The sequence below is a fragment of the Streptomyces sp. iso_384 genome (assembly GCF_056172905.1).
This window is the reverse complement of record NZ_JBWBTT010000001.1, coordinates 5,761,704-5,777,573: the sequence shown is the minus strand read 5'-3', so window position 1 is coordinate 5,777,573 and position 15,870 is coordinate 5,761,704. Positions and strand designations below refer to the sequence as shown.

Genomic DNA, 15,870 nt, shown 5'->3' with positions numbered 1-15,870 from the left:
CGTGAGCGATGCGAGCCCTCATTGGTCTAAACCACTTTGGCCGGGTGGCGGCCTGCCGCCGGGCTTACTGCCGAGGCGCCGGCGGCGGCTGCGGAGGCGTCTGCTGCCAGCCGGCGGGAGGCACCGGACCGTGCGGATCGGGCTGGCCTGCCGGGTTGCCCTGACCGCCCTGCTGTTCCGGCTGTCCCTGCTGCGGCACACCGGCCCCGGGCGCACCCGGCCCGGCCTGCGGCGGCGGCGCCTGCTGCCACCCGTTCTGCGGTCCGCCCGGCGCCGCCTGCGGAGGGTAGGGGGCCTGCGGAGCACCCGGCTGACCCGCCGCCTGATATCCCCCGTACGGCGGCTGCCCGCCGTACGGCTGCTGCCCACCCTGGGGCTGCTGCGGCGCGTACGGCTGCTGACCGGGCATCGGCTGGCCCGGGATCTGCTGGCCGGCTCCGGGCGGTCCGGGAACCTGCTGTCCGGCTCCTGGCTGCCCCGGGATCTGCTGGCCGGGCATCGGCTGGCCCTGTCCCGGGTAGCCCTGCTGGCCGGGCAGCGGCGGGGCGTACTGCGGCGGCGGGTTCTGGCCGTCCGCCGTCCACAGCCCCTGCTGCTGCTGGGCCCGCGCGAAGTCCTCGGCCACCAGCGCCGAGAGGTGGAAGTACGCCTCACGAGTCTTGGGCCGCATCATGTCGAGGTCGACCTCGGCACCCGCCGCCAGGTGCTCGTCGAACGGCACGACGACGACACCGCGGCAGCGCGTCTCGAAGTGCTGGACGATGTCGTCCACCTTGATCATCTTGCCGGTCTCGCGGACGCCCGAGATGACGGTGAGCGAACGCTGCACCAGGTCCGCGTACCCGTGCGCCGAGAGCCAGTCCAGCGTCGTGGAGGCGCTGGACGCGCCGTCGACCGAGGGCGTCGAGATGATGATGAGCTGGTCGGCGAGGTCCAGCACCCCGCGCATCGCGCTGTAGAGCAGCCCGGTGCCGGAGTCGGTGAGGATGATCGGGTACTGCTTGCCGAGCACCTCGATCGCGCGCCGGTAGTCCTCGTCGTTGAACGTCGTGGAGACCGCCGGGTCCACGTCGTTGGCGATGATCTCCAGACCGGAGGGCGCCTGCGAGGTGAACCGCCGGATGTCCATGTACGAGTTGAGGTACGGGATCGCCTGGACCAGGTCGCGGATGGTCGCCCCGGTCTCGCGGCGCACCCGTCGGCCGAGCGTGCCCGCGTCCGGGTTGGCGTCGATGGCGAGGATCTTGTCCTGCCGCTCGGTGGCCAGCGTCGAACCGAGGGCGGTGGTCGTGGTGGTCTTGCCGACACCGCCCTTGAGGCTGATGACGGCGATCCGGTAGCAGGACAGCACCGGCGTACGGATCAGCTCCAGCTTGCGCAGCCGCTCGGCCTCCTCCTTCTTGCCGCCCAGCTTGAACCGGGAGGCGGCGGAGGGGTTACGGCTGCTCTTGGCCTTCTGCTTGCCGCGCACCAGCCGGTCGGAGGAGAGCTCGACGGCCGCGGTGTACCCGAGCGGGGCGCCGGGCACCGACCGCTCGCGCTGGTCGTGCGCGACCGGGGTGGGCCAGGCCCCGCCCGTACGCGGGTCGACGGGCGGCTGCTGCTGGTGCGGCGGCCGGCCCTGGGCCGGGGGCTGCTGCTGCCCGTACGCCTCCGGCTGCTGCGGGGCGACGGGCGCGGGGAGGTTCGGAGTGCCCTGGGCCGGGAACGGCGCGTTGGGCTGGGGCGGGTTGAGGGGCTGCCCCGGCTGGCCCTGCTGGGGCGCCGGGCCGGGCTGTCCGGGCTGGGGGAAGCCGTAGCCGCCCTGCGGCGGGAAGCCGTAGCCGCCCGCGCCCTGGGGAGCCTGGGGGTGCGCCTGCGGGGGCAGCGGTACGCCGGGCTGACCGGGCTGGCCGGGGTACGGCTGCAGCTGGTGCGGCGGCTGGGGTGCCTGCGGCGGCTGGGGTGCCTGGGCGGCCTGCGGGAAGCCGTAGCCGCCGGGCGCCTCGTTCGCCGGTGCGGAACCGGGCCACTGCGCCGCCGGCTGCGGCGCGGAGGGCGCCGGAGCGGCGGGCCGGAAGGCGGGCGGCAGCGGCGGCAGCGCACCGCCCTGCGCGGGCGGCGACCACGGCACCGGCGCGGCGGCGGGCTGCGGGGCGTCGGCGGCGGGCGTCGACGGCGCGTGCTGCGGCGGGGCGTCCTGGGGGACCGCGTCCGCGACGGCGTCGGTTACGGCGACGGGGCCCGGGGCCTCGTCGGAGCTCGCCCCGGCCGCGTCGCCGTCCTCGGAATCCGCGGAGCCCGCGTCCGTACGGGAGACGGCCAAGGAGTCGGTGTCGCCGGGCGCGGGAAGAGAGGCGGAAGGCTCGGAGGGCTTACCGGACGGGGACGCGTCCTCCGAGGACGTGACGGAGACGGGGGACGCGGGGGCGGATACAGGGGAGACGGGGGTGGATTCGGAGACGGAGGCATCGGCCTTCTCGTCGTTCCTGTCCCTGCCGTCCTCCTTGTCCTCCTTGTCCTTCGCTCCGGCACCGGCCTGGGCGGCGGCCTCCGCACCGGCCTGGGCGGCGGCCTCCGCCTCGCGCTCCGCGATCTCCCGCTTGAGCGCGGCGGGCGAGAACCGCATCGTCGCGCCGCTTTCCACATCGCCGCCGCCGAACGGACCGGTGTTCCCGGTCGCGTCGGTGACCGGAGGGGGCGGCGTCTGTACGGCCGGGGTCTGTGCCTGCGGCGTCTCCGGTACGGCGGGGGAGACCGGGGCCTCCGGAACCGCGGGAGCCACCGGCTCGGCCGGCGTCGGTGCCGGCGGTGCGGGCGCCCAGTTGGGGTCGAATCCGCCGGGCGCCGCCGACGGGTCGGGCGCGGCCACGGGTGTCCCGACCGGCGGCGGAGGGGGCGCCAGATGCGAGCCCGCTCCGCCCGAGGAGTCCCCCGCCGCGTTCTGCGTGTACCAGGCGGGAGGGGTGTAGTCGATGGTGAACTCACCCGTCATCTCGGCGGGATCCGCGTCGGACGACTCGTCGACGGGCAGGTCCCATCCGTCGCGGATCTCGTTCCGATCGCCGTTCACTTTGCCTCCTGATGTGGTCGAGCACCCTTGTGCCGTGGTGGGTGGGGGCGACCGTTCCCGACGTACCGGTCCGCCCGGCTCTCCCCCTTGCGACGCGCATCACCTGCTCGCAGGTTTCCTCTGCCGCGCCCCACCCACCCTAATCGCCATCCGGTGAACTCAGGCAGGCCGTTCGGCATCGCTCAACCTGTCCGTTACGTCACCGGCCGGCCAGGAGCGAACAGGGAGCGGTACGAGAACGGTCCAAGAGCGGCACGGGTGTGCAAAGTCCCCACAGGACCCGCGCACGCCGGCCGGGACGGTGACGAGCGTCTCCGGGCCGGAGCGCGGGGCCGCCGTCCGCTCAGTCCATCCGGCGTGCGGCGCCCAGCAGCCCGGATTCGGCGTCCGTGGCCTGGGTCATCACGAACTGGCGGTCCCGGTCCGTGCACCACAGGGTGACACCGTCGGCCAGGGTGGACAGCGCCTGGGTCTCGGCGGGCGAGAGGTTCATGATGCGGCCGATCTGCGCCGCCTCGTCCGGAGAGACCCGCTGGACGCCGACCAGCGCCGACTTCTTCATCAGCCGCGGCGCCACCGGGCTGAGATAGGGGAGCAGCGTCACCACGGACTGCCACGGCCCCGACACCACCCGGCCGCGCGGCGGCCGCATCCCGCAGTCGCGGACGACGACCACCGGCGAACCGGCGGAAGCGCCCTGCGGCGGCACCCGGCCGACGTCGTGCAGCGACATGCACGGCTGCCCGCCGCCCGCCGCCTGCGCCAGCGACGTCCAGGCCTGGGCCCGGCCCGTCTCCACCGCGATCCGGGCCCCGGTCGCGGCGGCGCGCAACGCCAGGACCTGGGCGGTCCAGATACCGCCGATCAGCGTCACCTCGTACGGGGTGGGCCGGTTGATGCCGATCACCGCGGGGCGGCCCTCGGCGTCGACCCCGATCACCGTGCCGTCGTCGCCGACCGGCAGCCCCAGCGTGGCCAGTTCGTCGAGGGAGACCGTGTGACGGCCGCGGCGGGGGCCGATCAACCCGAAACCGCGCCGGGCACGGCCGGCCGCCTGGGCGGGCCTCGTCGGAGTGGACATCAGTACCTGCTCCCGTACGTCCCGGTGACCATGACCGCGTTCTTCCCCGTCTTCTGCGCCGCAGGCTTCCTCGCCGTCGGCCGCTCCGCTGCCGTCTTCTCCGCCGCCGGCATCAGCGGGTCCCTCCCAGCGGCAGCGTGGCCAGGACGCCGGGCAGCTGTTCGCGGTCCAGCCGCACCAGCGCCGTCTTCACGCCGCGTGCGGTGCGCTCCAACTCATGGCGCGCGGCCACGAGTTCCTCGTCGCTGCGGCCGGTGATCCGGACATGGCCGGTGACCGAGACCTCGGAGCGGTTGCCCTGCGCGAGCGTCAGGCTGAACGTGGTGGCCAGCGCCGGGAGAGAGGTGAGCAGCGCCACGAGCTGCGGCATCGACGCACCGCCGCCTCCCAACTGCGGCCAGCGCGCCACCCAGTAGGTGGTGTGCCGCCGGTCGTCGCAGCGCCAGGTGCGCGCCGTCTCCTGGGTCCGCCGGCCCGGCGTCTCGGCGCGGCTGGCGTGGGTCATCGCCATCGGGCTGACGCAGGCCGACGTGGCGATCGCGGAGGTCAGCTCCTGCTCGGTCAGCACCGTCGCCCGGAATCCCGCGCCGGTGAGCCTGCTCGCCAGCTGGTCCGCCACTCGTACCGCGCACTTCTGGGCGCCGACGATGCCGCCGCCGCGTGCCGCCACGGCCTCCGGGCACAGCTCCGGGTCGACTTTCAGGGCGATCCAGGTGATCCGCAGCGCCGGGGAACCGGTCTGGGCCTGCAGCGGCGCGTAGTTGCGCGCCGCGACGGACTGCTGCGGGAGGTGCGGTGCGGGAGCGGGCTGGGTGTGCTGGACGACCTGCGCGGACTCCAGCCGGATGCCGTCGACCTCCAGCACGTCCCGGATCAGCGTCAACGGCAGCGGACGGGCCGAGCGGTCGGGCCGCAGCGCCGTGGCGTCCGATTCGACCTGCACGACCGCCGTCACGAACGTACCGTCGCCGATGATCCCGACCGGCCGCCGGTCGCCGTCGCTGAAGGAGAGTGTGCGCAGCGCCGGATCGCACTCGACGGCCGGCGCCAGCCCCGGCTCGACGTCCGGCGGCAGCGTCGACGAGGCCGCCCGGCGCGTACGGGCCCGCAGCGCGATGACCGTGCTCAGCCACTCCGGCAGCGACCGGCGGTGCCTGCGGACCACGGCCAGCAGCACCAGCACCGCCGCGATCATCCCGGCCGGAGCGAGCATCAGCGGATCGATCACCCAGGCGGTGAGCAGCAGACCGGCGGCGATTTCGATGAGTACGAGCTGTTGCAAACGGAACGAACCGAACTGTCCGGCACGTCCGTTCAGCCGTGGGGCGGCCGCTCCGCCGGTCCGGGCCGCGGGGCTCGACGGGCCCCGGGCGGCGGAGCGCGAACCCCGGCGTCCCGCCGGTGGCCCCCCTGCTCCGCGGACCCCCGAAGAGGCCCCGCGCCCGGCCTGACGTGTCCGCGTTGCGGATGCCATCATTCCGGCATTCCCCCGTTCGTAAGGCCCCAAGTCAACCCGATCGCCCCTGCCCCGCCGGGGGCTTGGGGGCTGGATCACCCTACCCGGCCCACCGGGGCCGGGCGTCAGCAGGCATAGTAGGGGGCCGGTCCGGCAGCAGGGTCCGGCATCGGGGGTCCGGCACGGGAGCGAGGGCATCGCCCGCTCCCGGGGCCGCGCGGGGAGACACGGGAGACAGACAGACTCATGGCATCACGGCGGGATGAGCTCAACGCGTACACCTTTGCGAAGAAGCGCACGGTCGCCGCATTCCTCCAACCGTCGGCCACCGGTACCGAGGAGGGCGCCCCCCGGCCGCTGCGCGCCGTCGTTCCCAGCCTGATCGTCGGTGCGCTGGTGCTGGCGGGCTTCGGCGCCTGGGGCATGTTCAAGCCGACCGCGCCCAAGGGCTGGGACAAGGCCGGATCCAAGGTGATCGTCGGCAAGAAGTCCACCACCCGTTACGTGGTGCTCCCCACCGGCAAGGGCAAGGACCGCAAGAACCTCCTCCACCCCGTGCTCAACCTCGCCTCGGCCCGGCTGCTGCTCACCCCGCAGGAGTTCGGCGTCATCCAGGTCGCCGACAACGTCCTGGACGCGGGCAAGCCGCCGCGCGGCCCGATCCTCGGCATTCCGTACGCGCCGGACCGGCTGCCGGAGGCGACCGACGCCGGCACCGGCAAGCGCTGGGCCGTCTGCGTACAGCCGGGCGGCAAGGGCAACACCGTGCAGAAGGCGGCCTTCGTCTTCGCGGGCCGCGACAACAAGCTCACCGAGGGCGCCAAGCAGCTCAGCGGCGGTCAGGTGCTGTACGTCCAGGGCCAGAAGGGCAAGGCCCGCTACCTCGTCGACGCGACCGGCACCAAGTACCTGGTGAACGAGACCGCCGCCGACAACGGCATCCTCACCAACGCGCTGGTCGGCAGCCGCGCACCGCAGCCCGTCACCGACGACTGGCTCGCGACCCTCCACAAGGGCAGCCCGGTCGCCTTCCCGGAGATTCCCGGTGACATCGGTGCGCCGGCGGGCGTGCAGGGGCAGCTCTCCGCCGGGGAGAACAAGATCGGCATGGTGCTCAAGACCCGTACCGGAGAGGGCACTCAGCACTACGTGGTCCTGGCGGGCAAGGTCCAGCCGATCTCCGAGTTCACCGCCTGGCTGCTCATCAACTCGCCGCAGACCGCCGAGCTGAACCTCAACAGCGAGGCCCGCGCGGTCGGCCTCCAGGACTTCGTCCCGGACGGCGAGACGTTCGCCGGACAGGGCCGGCGCTGGCCGGAGCGCAAGGCGGCGCAGGTCAACTCGACCGGCGGCGAGGGCAGTCGGGACACCGTCTGCAATGTGCTGACCAAGGTCGACGAGCGCGGTCGCACCACACTGACCACCTGGGCCGGCACCGCCTATCCCGCCGACATCAACGCCGGCGGCACCAGCACCTACGTCACTCCGGGCAGCGGTCTCCTCTACACGCAGATGCGGACCGGCCAGACGCGGCCGGACGGCTCGCTGTTCCTGGTCACCGACACCGGACTGCGGTACGCCGTGCAGGCCAACGGCGACAGTGACGCCGAGCGCTCCGACATCGGCGCCGGAGGCCAGAAGACCCAGGACGGCCGGCCCGAGCCCAGCCAGGCCCAGATCCGCCTGGGCTACGAGAAGGTGACACCGTCGCTGGTCCCGATCGAGTGGTCGGACTGGCTCTCCAAGGGGCCGCGGCTCGACACCAACAGCGCCCGCCAGCCGCAGGGCTCCTGACCGGCCGCCGGGCCGGACGCGCGATACCGTACAACTCGGGGGAGAGGAACAGATGGTGGACCGGAAGACCGCACGGCTGCCGATGGTGACGGCCGCCGCACTGGCGGTCCTGGCCGTGCCGCACGCCGCGTACGCCGTCGAGGGACCCGGTGCCGTGGGCCTCGGGATCGACGGCAGCGGCGAGTGCTCCTTCCCGATGAAGAAGCAGTTCGAGGGGCGGCCCTGGTCGCTCCAGCGCGTCCTGCTCGACGAGCTGTGGCAGGACACCAAGGGCAAGGGCGTCCGGGTCGCGGTCATCGACACCGGCGTGGACAACGTCAATCCGCAGCTCAAGCCGGCCGTCGACACGAGCGCCGGACGCAACCTCCTCAAGGGCGGCAAGGCGGACGGCACCGGCGACACGATCGGCCACGGCACGAAGGTCGCCGGCATCATCGCCGCACGCCCCGCCAAGGGCACCGGATTCGTGGGCCTGGCCCCCGAGGCCACCATCATCCCGATCCGGCAGAACGACGAGAAGAACAGCGGCAAGGACACCACCATGGCCACCGCGATCGACCACGCGATCGCCAAGAAGGCCGACGTCATCAACATCTCGCAGGACACCACCAAGCCGCTCACCGCCGACTCGGCGCTCGGCAGGGCCGTGGCACGGGCGATCCGGGCGGAGATCGTGGTCGTCGCGTCCGCGGGCAACGACGGTGTGGACGGCAAGCAGAAGAACACCTATCCGGCGGCCTTCGATGGAGTCCTCGCCGTCGCCTCCTCCGACCGCAACAACGAGCGGGCCGCCTTCTCGCAGGCCGGCGAGTTCGTCGGGGTCGCCGCACCGGGCGTCGACATCATCTCCACCGTGCCCGGCTTCGGACAGTGCAGCGACAACGGCACCAGCTTCTCCGCCCCGTACGTCGCCGGAGTGGCCGCCCTCCTCGTCGCCAAGTACCCGTCCTGGAAGCCCGCCGAGATCATCGCGCGGATCGAGCAGACCGCCGAACGCTCCGTCACCGGCCACGACCCGTTCGTCGGATGGGGCGTCGTCGACCCGGTCCGCGCCCTCGCGGGCGACAAGGACGACGTCCCGCAGCCCGCGCCGAAGCCCGATCCCCCCATGCCGAAGGCCCCCGCACCCGAGCCCGCCCACCTGGCCATGTCCGAGACGCCGCAGGAGCGCAGCGAGCGCTACGCCACCTACGCGCTCGCCCTCGCGGCCGTGCTCGTCTCCGTCGTGGCGGGCACCGCGACCGTCGTCCGTGATGTCCGGCGACGGAGCACTTTGCGTTGGGAGGGGCGGCGGGTGAGGTAGCTCTCTCCCGATAAACCGCAGTTGGGGTGAGATGACGAAGTGGCTAGGGTGGTAGCAGACTTCACGTGTGTGATGGGGGAACGAGAAGTGGCCGAGTCCGATGTCCGGGGGCGTGGGAACACCGCCACGCACCTCAGGGACCTGCCTGAACCCCACTCCTGATCCGGATCACACGGGGGACAGAGAACCTGCCCGCATCGCGCGGACAGGCCCGGAAAGCGAGAGAGAGGACCTCGGATGAGCACGCCCAACCCCTCGGCCAACTTCGGACTGGCCGACGACCCGGTCGTCCAGGCGAAGAACAAGATCATCGAGACGGCCACCGCCGTGTCCCGGCAGTCCCGGGAACTTGCCGACATCCTCGCCACCGCGAGCGCGGGCTGGACGGGTGTCGGAGCCGCGGGATTCGCGTCCGCGCAGATCCAGCTCAACGAGGACCACGACGTCATCCGGCGCCTCCTCAGGGTGCTCCTGGACGCCGTGGGCCAGACCAAGAACCTCAGCAACGCCAATGACGAAGAGGTCTACGCGGCCTTCGCCAAGGCCAAGAACAGCTCCGCGCTCAACGGCATCTGAGCCGTTCCACCACACCCATTACCGCCGCACACAGGGGAGACACCGATGGCCGGGGATCCGAGCAACACCAAGGTCAGGTACGACAGCGTCCAGGAGATGGCGAACCGCATCCGCCAGGTCTCGGCCAACATCGCCAAGGACCTGCAGGAGATGGACGCCGCCCTCAAGGTCGTCACCGGCACCTGGGACGGTGAGGCGCACGCCGAGTACGTCATCCTCCAGGGCAAGTACAAGAAGCGCGCCGACGACATGCACCTGCGCCTGAAGTCGGTCGCCCAGATCATCGAGAACGGCAAGGACAGCTACCGTTCCACGGACGTCAAGTCCTCGCGCCTGTTCACCGAGGCGTTCTGAACCACCCTCCGCACCATCGCGTGCGGACGGCAGAGAGGGGCACGCTCCACCGTGAGCGTGCCCCTCTGGCGTGCCGTACCGGCTACTTCAGGTCGAACTCCCCGTCGCGCGCCCCGAGTACGAAGGCGGTCCACTCGGCCTCCGTGTAGCGCAGCACGGTGTCCGGATCCAGCGAGGACCGCATCGCCACGGCACCACCCGGCAGATGAGCGATCTCCACCCGCTCCTCCGCCTCCTCCGTCCCCGGGGCGCTCAGCCACTCCACCCCCGAGATGTCGAGTGCGTACAGCTCGTCCTTCTCCTGCTGGGTGCCCATCGGCTGCCTCTCTCTCGCGCTGCGGGAACGTGCTCATCGCCCCGTCGCAGATTATCTCCGTCCCCGGCGCGCGGGGACGGAGATCGGCCATCGGCCGGGCCCCGCACAGCAGGTCACACCGCGCGCAGGACTCTCAGCGCACGTGAGGCGGTCCCGGACGCGTTGCTGAGGCACTGGTCCGTGGCCGCGGTGAGACCGGCCGCGTCGAGCATCACCGCGCACTGACGCTCCACGACCGCGTCCCGCTCCGACTCCGGTGCCCGGGTGAGCGCGCGCTGCCAGGCCCGCTCGATCCGCTCGGCGGCAGGCGCCGCCGCTTCCCGCGTGGCCGTCCCGGCGCTCAACTTCCGTACCACGGCGGCGTTCCACTCCCGGGCCTCGTCCTGGGAGAGCCCTTCTCGCACATGGTCGGCCACACCGTCCAGCTTCCCCAGCGCCCGGGCGCCGACGCTCCACCGCAGCACCTCGGAACCGGCCGGGAACGCGGCCAGCCGCCCTGCCTCCCAGGAGGTCCGCGCCTGACGGACCACCGCGTACGCCGCCGGGTCCATGGACACGGCCCTGATCACCCGTACGAGCGTGTCGTCGTTCACCGCCAGGTGAAAACCGTCCTCCGCCTCCCACGGCCCACGGGAGAAGAGACTCTCCCGTACATAGACGGAGTCCGTCGGGTCGGTGAGCATGACGTTGACGTCCGCGTAGGAGGCGAGCGACTCCGCCAGAGGCCGCCGCAGGGCCGCGTCGACACCCAGCTGCTCCCTGCGCCGGATGTCGTCGTCCACGGCCGGCAGGATGTTCTTCATCGCGGCGGCGGCTTCCCGGGTGTGCCCGTCCGCGGAAGAACCGGGCACGGCCGCCCGCTTCATGGCCCGGCCCAGCTCCTCGCATGCCATGCCCGGCCGGTGCGCCTCGCCCAGAGCCGTCCGCACGCGTGCGTCACGGCCCAGCTCCTCGCAGCCGGACGCGTCACCGCCGAGCCCCCGGCCGAGGAACAACCAGCGGCCCCCTGCCGCCACGGCCAGTACCGCACACCCGGCGACGAAGATCCTGGGAAGCGACTGCCTCCTTGAGCGGTTCAAGAACCCCATTCCCTCACCCACTCCCTGTCCTGCCCGCTCGTGTCTTGTCGGCCATCGGCCCGACAGCGGTGGTCACGAGAGACTCCGAACCACGTCCTGGTAGGAGTCCTCCGCCCGCTCACGGCAGTCGGAGACGTAGGCGGCACGCTTCTCCGCCGTGAAATCGTGGGCGTCGCTCCACGCCCTGCACGTGTGGGCGCCCTGCTTCTTCAGATGATCGATCCGTCCGCCGCCCGGAGCGGTGGTGAGAGTTTCGCGCCAGCTCCTGGTGATCTCGTCGGACACCGCGGTGGACGGCAGGGCACGGGGCAGGAAGCGCGACGGCTCGCGCAGGGCCCCGTAGACGGTGTCCGCCCACTCCTCGCCCGACGTTCCCTTCTTCGCCCGGACGACGTCCGCCGCGATGCCGTCATAAGTGCCCAGCGCGGCGGCGTTCACCGTGCCAAGCGTCGTCAGAGCGGCATCGGACGAATCCGCCGGGGCCGCTGAGAGCGTGCGTGCTCCCCAGTCGGTCTGGGCATTGCGCAGCACGGCGTACGCTTCGGGGCTTTCCGACAGAGCGCGTAGTACGGGGACCAGCGACGTCTTGTACACGGAGACGTGGAACCCGTCCGATCCCTTCCACACGGCCCCGGAGGGGCCCCCGGCGTTGTGGTAGCGCGAGTTCGTACCATCCAGGACTTCTTGGAGGTCATCCGTATAGCCCGCCAGGGCTTCGGCGAGGGGCCGACGAATCCCAGCCGGAAGACCATGGCCGTCTTCAACGCTGTTGCTGACCGCGTTGAAGACCTTCTTCATAGCCTTGGCCCGCTCTTCGGGCCGAGGCCCGGAGCTGTCACCCGTGGTGGCCGCCTTCACCGCGTCGCCCAACTCCGGGCACGTCATATCCCCGGAGTGGCCCTGTCCGAGTGCGGAGACCATGGCTGGGTTTCGGGCCAGGGACCCGCAGTCCGAGGTGGTGTCACCACTTACGACGAGACGCCATACACCCGTCGCAAGCACAAGGGCGGTGAGACCGGCGAGCACGGTGTAGAGGCGTCTACGACTGAGCGAAGGATTCATGGACGCTCCGGACATGCGAGTTCCTAACCGGATGAGTGCGGGCTGCGGATCAGTTGGTCGTGTCGGTCAGGTACGTGCCGGCCAGATCGCTGCCGGCCGTCCGGCCGGTGAGCCTCGCCCAGAGCCGTCCGCACGCGTGCGTCACGGCCCAGCTCCTCGCGGCCGGCCTGGTCGCGGTTCGCCTCCGGGCCGAGGAAGAACCACAGGCCCCCGGCTGCCACGGCGAGCACGGTGAGCCAGGCGACAAGGATCCTGGGATGCGACCACTTCCCAGAGCGGTCCACGAGGCCCCTCCCGTCACTCATCCCCTGCCCTGCCCGCCGGGGTTCTGCCGGTGGTCGCGCAGGCCCCGAACCGGACACGCATCAGTCTCCGCTCAGCGCGGCGACGGCGTCCTCGAAGCCGCCCTGCGCGTTCTTACGACAGTTGAGAAGCGTCGCGTCACGCTCCGGGGCGGGCAGCTTCCGGGCATCCGCCCACAGGGCGAACAGCCGCTCACTGCGCTGAAGCAGCAGATCCGCACGGTCCGGCTCCGCCGCTGCCCGCAAGGAGGACTTCCAGGACCCCGTGAGGTGACCGCCGATGTCCGACGCCGCCGACGGGACCTGTCGGCTGCCTTCGGTCAGAGTCGCGAAGACCTCCCCGTACCAGCGGTCCGCGCCTCCGCTCGCCCTCTTGGCCACCTGGTCGGCCACTCCGGCGAGGGCTCCCGTGACGCGGGCGTCGGTCGCGGCCACGGCCGTTGTCGCGCTTCCCCGTGCGTCCTTTGCCAGGGCGGCGAGCCGTCGTACGCCCTCGTCGTCCAGCGCGGAGCGGAGCGCGGCATACTCCGCCGGTTCGTCGGAGACGGCGCGGACGGCCCGGAGCGCGGTGTCGGCGGGCACGGCGAAATGCGCGCCCGTCTCGTCCTCCCAGGGACCGGACGAGGGGACTGCCGCAGTGTTGACGTAGGCGGGGTTCAGGCCGTGAAGGATCTCGTAGAGGTCACCGGCGTACCCCTGCAGCGCCTGCCCGAGCGGTCGGCGCAGTGGCGCGGGAACAGCTCCGCCGTCCCGCCCTGCCGCGCTTTCCACCGCGAGCACCACGTTCTTCATCGCACCGGCCTGCTCCGCCGTGCGCGGCCCCGGGGCATCGCCGCCGGTGACAGCGACGATCGCCGACCCGAGCTCCTTGCACCCCGGGCCCTTCGGCGCCTGGGCACCGAGAGCGGTCCGCATCCGCTGCTGCTCCACCAGACGCCCGCAGTCCGTCGGCCCGTCATCGGAGTCCGCGGTCACCAGCCACGTTCCCGTGGCGAGGGCCCCGGCGGCCAGGACGACGCTCACCGTTGTCAGGATGCCTCGCCGAGTGCGGCGGGAACTGCGCGGGCGCTGGGCGGTGTCGGGCATGGACGTTTCCTCGGGGCAGGCGGAGCCGAACGTGGGCGCGGGTCAGTTGGACGTATCGGACAGGTACTTGTGGGCCTGCTTCTCGCCTCGGTCGGAGCCGCCCAGCATCGTCGTCTTGAGGGTGGTCACAGTGTCCTTGTCGGTCGCGTTCGTGAGGTCGAGGTCGTTGCGCCCATTGGCCCAGCCCTGGACGGTGTTGGTGATCTGGCTGGAATCCTGGAGGTACAGGTCGGCGACGGCGGCGTTGGCCTTGGCGTCGTGCCCGCCCTTCATGTCGTTGCCCCACTGCCAGGCCCAGGTGTCCACACCGCGCTGGAGGGCGTCTCCGACCACGAGCGAACCACCCGCTGTGGGGATGGCCATGGGGGTCACGATGCCGCCGATGATGTGGTACGCCACCTTGGACTTCCAGTCGGCCTCGCTGTACCCGGCCATCCGCTCGTCGTTGATGACGTCCTCGCGGATCGCCGTGTACGTGCCGAGTACCGCCCCCGCCCGGTCCCAGTTGCCGCTCTGGGCGAAACCGGTCGCGCCCTCGGGGATCCGGTCGAGCTCGTTGTTGATGTGCCGCGCTTCGGCCTTGTGCAGCGCGGCGTAGGCGTCCGGATCCTCGGACAGCCCCCGCATCACCTGGGTGAGGTCCTTGGAATTGGTCGCCAGGTGACCGTTCCCGCCCTCGTCGAAATACCCCTCGGCCGCGGCATTGCTGTAGTCCTCGTTCACGAGGCCGAGGATCTCGTGGGTGTCCGACGCGTATTCCGCCAGAGCGTTCGCGACGGGGCGCCGGAGGTTCGCGGGTACTTCGGCGTCGGTGCCGTCGTTCTCGCCGGGGGCGAGCTGGTCGAGGATCCCGTTCATGACCCGGGCCTGCTCCTCGGTGTGCTTGGCTTCGGGCCAGGGGTCCTGCCCCGAAGCCAATGGCTCGCGCCCGGTCGCCGCGGCTTCCAGGGCCAGCCCCAGACCCATCCTGCTGGTCGGGTCGTCGTAGGTGACGTTGGCGATCCCCGTCACCGTGTGGCGGGGCCAGTCACGGGCGTTGTCGCCGTCGCCCACCAGATAGGCGAGATGCTTGTTGCCGACGTGGTTCTCCCCGCTGCCGTTACCGTCCGGGTCGAAGAACGCGGTGGCCGCGTCGGGGTTCCTGCTCATCACACCGAGCAGGCCGTCGATGGCGTCGGTCGTGATTCCGTCGTGGCCGGGGCCCCACTTGGTGAAGATTCCCGGCTTGTCCCCCTCCACCTCGATCATCTTGTCCCCCATCTCGTAGAGGAACTGATCGTCGAACTTGGTGTCGGCGTGCTGCATCAGGCTGACGAACGACTGGTACCCGTACAGCGGGTTGGTGTTCTTCGCCGTGTTCGTGGTGCCCTCGCGGTGCAGCTCACCGGTGAACTCCCGGTAGAACTTGCCCTGGTCCGACGCCACCCAGTCCTTGAACGCCTTCGATCCGGGCGGCGCGTCCTTGACGCTGCCCGGCACCTGGGTGGCGGTGGCGACGGTGTTGGCCAACCCCTTCTGGATCTCCAGGTACTGGCTCTTGTTCTTCGTGTCCGAGTCGTAGGCGCGGTCGTTGAGCTTGTTGTTGGTCTTGATCAGCCCGTCCGGGCCCAGGCTGTTGAGCAGCGTCTCGGAGAAGCGCTTGTCGTGGCTGTTGTCCCGCACCGAGCGCTGGAACTCCGCGATCTCGGCCGCGGAGACGTCGTCGCCGTTGTTGAGGCGGGTGGCGATGTCCGCGGTGTTCGCCGCCTCGTACGCCTCGACGTCGCCTTTCGCGTTCCCGTTGAAGCCGATGCCGAGCGTGTTGTCGTTCTTGTCGCCGTAGCCGTCCTTGGTGACGGCCTCCAGCGCGATCTTCACGCCCTGGTCCGCGTCGTCCACCGCCTTGACGCAGTCGTCGAGCGCCTTTGACCAGGATGCCACGGCCTTGCGGATGCTCTCCATGTAGTCCGGGTCGTGCCGGGCGGCGGACCGCTCGCCCTCCGTGAGGCGTTGGTAGTCGAACGAGACGACACCGCCCTCGGAGACGTTCATGCCCGCCTTGACCGCCGCGGCGCGCTGATTCTCCAGATTCCGCTTCAGCCGTACGAAGTCGTTGTGCGCGTCGCGAAGCAGCGAGGCGATGGCCTTGGCCTGGGTCTGCGCGGCGGTGTACTCGTAGCGCGTGGCGGCGAAGTTGAGCCCCGCGTCGCTCGCGCTCCGGCCCAACCAGGACGGGCCGATCGTGATGCGCTGGACGCTGTCCTTGTAGCGGGTCTCGACCTTCTTGATCTCCGCGGCCACGTCGTCCCACTTGTCCGCGGCCGTCGTCAGCTTGCCCAGGTCGGTCGTCATGACCTCGCTGTAGGTGAGCATCTCTCCCCCTTTGATGCGGTGTTCGTCGAAGCGGAAGGGCGGCGGGAACCGGGCCGT

At 71.4% G+C, this 15,870-nt stretch carries 12 protein-coding genes; 4 read left to right on the top strand and 8 right to left on the bottom strand.

The features are described from left to right. Nucleotides 1–64: 64 nt before the first annotated feature. The 3 genes from AC0VY3_RS25795 to eccE form a co-directional block, all read right to left on the bottom strand. A complete protein-coding gene (locus AC0VY3_RS25795) occupies nucleotides 65–3,052 on the bottom strand; it encodes an SCO5717 family growth-regulating ATPase (RefSeq protein ID WP_475550704.1) in 2,988 nt (995 codons plus the stop codon). A 343-nt stretch (nucleotides 3,053–3,395) separates the two neighbouring features. After that, nucleotides 3,396–4,133 (bottom strand): hypothetical protein, encoded by a 738-nt coding sequence (locus tag AC0VY3_RS25790; protein WP_218524548.1) that lies wholly within the window; start codon nucleotides 4,131–4,133, stop codon nucleotides 3,396–3,398. 112 nt (nucleotides 4,134–4,245) lie between these two features. After that, a complete protein-coding gene (gene eccE, locus AC0VY3_RS25785; protein ID WP_374935527.1) occupies nucleotides 4,246–5,607 on the bottom strand; it encodes a type VII secretion protein EccE in 1,362 nt (453 codons plus the stop codon). A gap of 228 nt (nucleotides 5,608–5,835) precedes the next feature. On the opposite strand from eccE, the gene eccB reads away from it, so the two are divergent. The 4 genes from eccB (at nucleotide 5,836) to AC0VY3_RS25765 (ending at nucleotide 9,616) form a co-directional block, all read left to right on the top strand. Then, the gene (eccB, locus tag AC0VY3_RS25780) at nucleotides 5,836–7,383 is read left to right on the top strand and encodes a type VII secretion protein EccB (protein ID WP_103511609.1); all 1,548 of its coding nucleotides are present in this window, start codon (nucleotides 5,836–5,838) and stop codon (nucleotides 7,381–7,383) included. 52 nt (nucleotides 7,384–7,435) lie between these two features. Further along, complete coding sequence (mycP, locus tag AC0VY3_RS25775; RefSeq protein WP_475550703.1) at nucleotides 7,436–8,686, top strand: type VII secretion-associated serine protease mycosin; 1,251 nt, start codon at nucleotides 7,436–7,438, stop codon at nucleotides 8,684–8,686. A 237-nt stretch (nucleotides 8,687–8,923) separates the two neighbouring features. Beyond that, nucleotides 8,924–9,262, top strand: a complete 339-nt coding sequence (locus tag AC0VY3_RS25770; RefSeq protein WP_103511611.1) for a hypothetical protein — start codon at nucleotides 8,924–8,926, stop codon at nucleotides 9,260–9,262. Between the two features lie 45 nt (nucleotides 9,263–9,307). Beyond that, the gene (locus AC0VY3_RS25765) at nucleotides 9,308–9,616 is read left to right on the top strand and encodes a WXG100 family type VII secretion target (protein ID WP_103511612.1); all 309 of its coding nucleotides are present in this window, start codon (nucleotides 9,308–9,310) and stop codon (nucleotides 9,614–9,616) included. An 82-nt stretch (nucleotides 9,617–9,698) separates the two neighbouring features. Here AC0VY3_RS25765 and AC0VY3_RS25760 read toward each other — a convergent pair whose 3' ends face one another. From AC0VY3_RS25760 to AC0VY3_RS25740, 5 genes are all read right to left on the bottom strand, one after another. Continuing rightward, on the bottom strand, nucleotides 9,699–9,932 hold the full coding sequence (locus tag AC0VY3_RS25760; protein WP_030085280.1) for a DUF397 domain-containing protein: 234 nt from the start codon (nucleotides 9,930–9,932) through the stop codon (nucleotides 9,699–9,701). A 113-nt stretch (nucleotides 9,933–10,045) separates the two neighbouring features. Next, the gene (locus tag AC0VY3_RS25755; protein WP_475550702.1) at nucleotides 10,046–11,020 is read right to left on the bottom strand and encodes a hypothetical protein; all 975 of its coding nucleotides are present in this window, start codon (nucleotides 11,018–11,020) and stop codon (nucleotides 10,046–10,048) included. A gap of 63 nt (nucleotides 11,021–11,083) precedes the next feature. Continuing rightward, complete coding sequence (locus AC0VY3_RS25750) at nucleotides 11,084–11,881, bottom strand: hypothetical protein (RefSeq protein ID WP_475550701.1); 798 nt, start codon at nucleotides 11,879–11,881, stop codon at nucleotides 11,084–11,086. 557 nt (nucleotides 11,882–12,438) lie between these two features. After that, nucleotides 12,439–13,461 (bottom strand): hypothetical protein, encoded by a 1,023-nt coding sequence (locus AC0VY3_RS25745; RefSeq protein WP_103511615.1) that lies wholly within the window; start codon nucleotides 13,459–13,461, stop codon nucleotides 12,439–12,441. A 42-nt stretch (nucleotides 13,462–13,503) separates the two neighbouring features. After that, nucleotides 13,504–15,813: a hypothetical protein gene (locus AC0VY3_RS25740; protein ID WP_475550700.1), complete on the bottom strand. Its 2,310-nt coding sequence runs from the start codon at nucleotides 15,811–15,813 to the stop codon at nucleotides 13,504–13,506. Nucleotides 15,814–15,870 lie beyond the last annotated feature (57 nt).

Excerpts from the sequence above, each read along its gene's own strand:
- AC0VY3_RS25790 (WP_218524548.1), bottom strand. The coding sequence starts at position 4,133 with ATGTCCACTCCGACGAGGCCCGCCCAGGCGGCCGGCCGTGCCCGGCGC.
- eccE (WP_374935527.1), bottom strand. The coding sequence starts at position 5,607 with ATGGCATCCGCAACGCGGACACGTCAGGCCGGGCGCGGGGCCTCTTCG.
- eccB (WP_103511609.1), top strand. The coding sequence starts at position 5,836 with ATGGCATCACGGCGGGATGAGCTCAACGCGTACACCTTTGCGAAGAAG.
- mycP (WP_475550703.1), top strand. The coding sequence starts at position 7,436 with ATGGTGGACCGGAAGACCGCACGGCTGCCGATGGTGACGGCCGCCGCA.
- AC0VY3_RS25770 (WP_103511611.1), top strand. The coding sequence starts at position 8,924 with ATGAGCACGCCCAACCCCTCGGCCAACTTCGGACTGGCCGACGACCCG.
- AC0VY3_RS25765 (WP_103511612.1), top strand. The coding sequence starts at position 9,308 with ATGGCCGGGGATCCGAGCAACACCAAGGTCAGGTACGACAGCGTCCAG.
- AC0VY3_RS25760 (WP_030085280.1), bottom strand. The coding sequence starts at position 9,932 with ATGGGCACCCAGCAGGAGAAGGACGAGCTGTACGCACTCGACATCTCG.
- AC0VY3_RS25755 (WP_475550702.1), bottom strand. The coding sequence starts at position 11,020 with ATGGGGTTCTTGAACCGCTCAAGGAGGCAGTCGCTTCCCAGGATCTTC.
- AC0VY3_RS25745 (WP_103511615.1), bottom strand. The coding sequence starts at position 13,461 with ATGCCCGACACCGCCCAGCGCCCGCGCAGTTCCCGCCGCACTCGGCGA.
- AC0VY3_RS25740 (WP_475550700.1), bottom strand. The coding sequence starts at position 15,813 with ATGCTCACCTACAGCGAGGTCATGACGACCGACCTGGGCAAGCTGACG.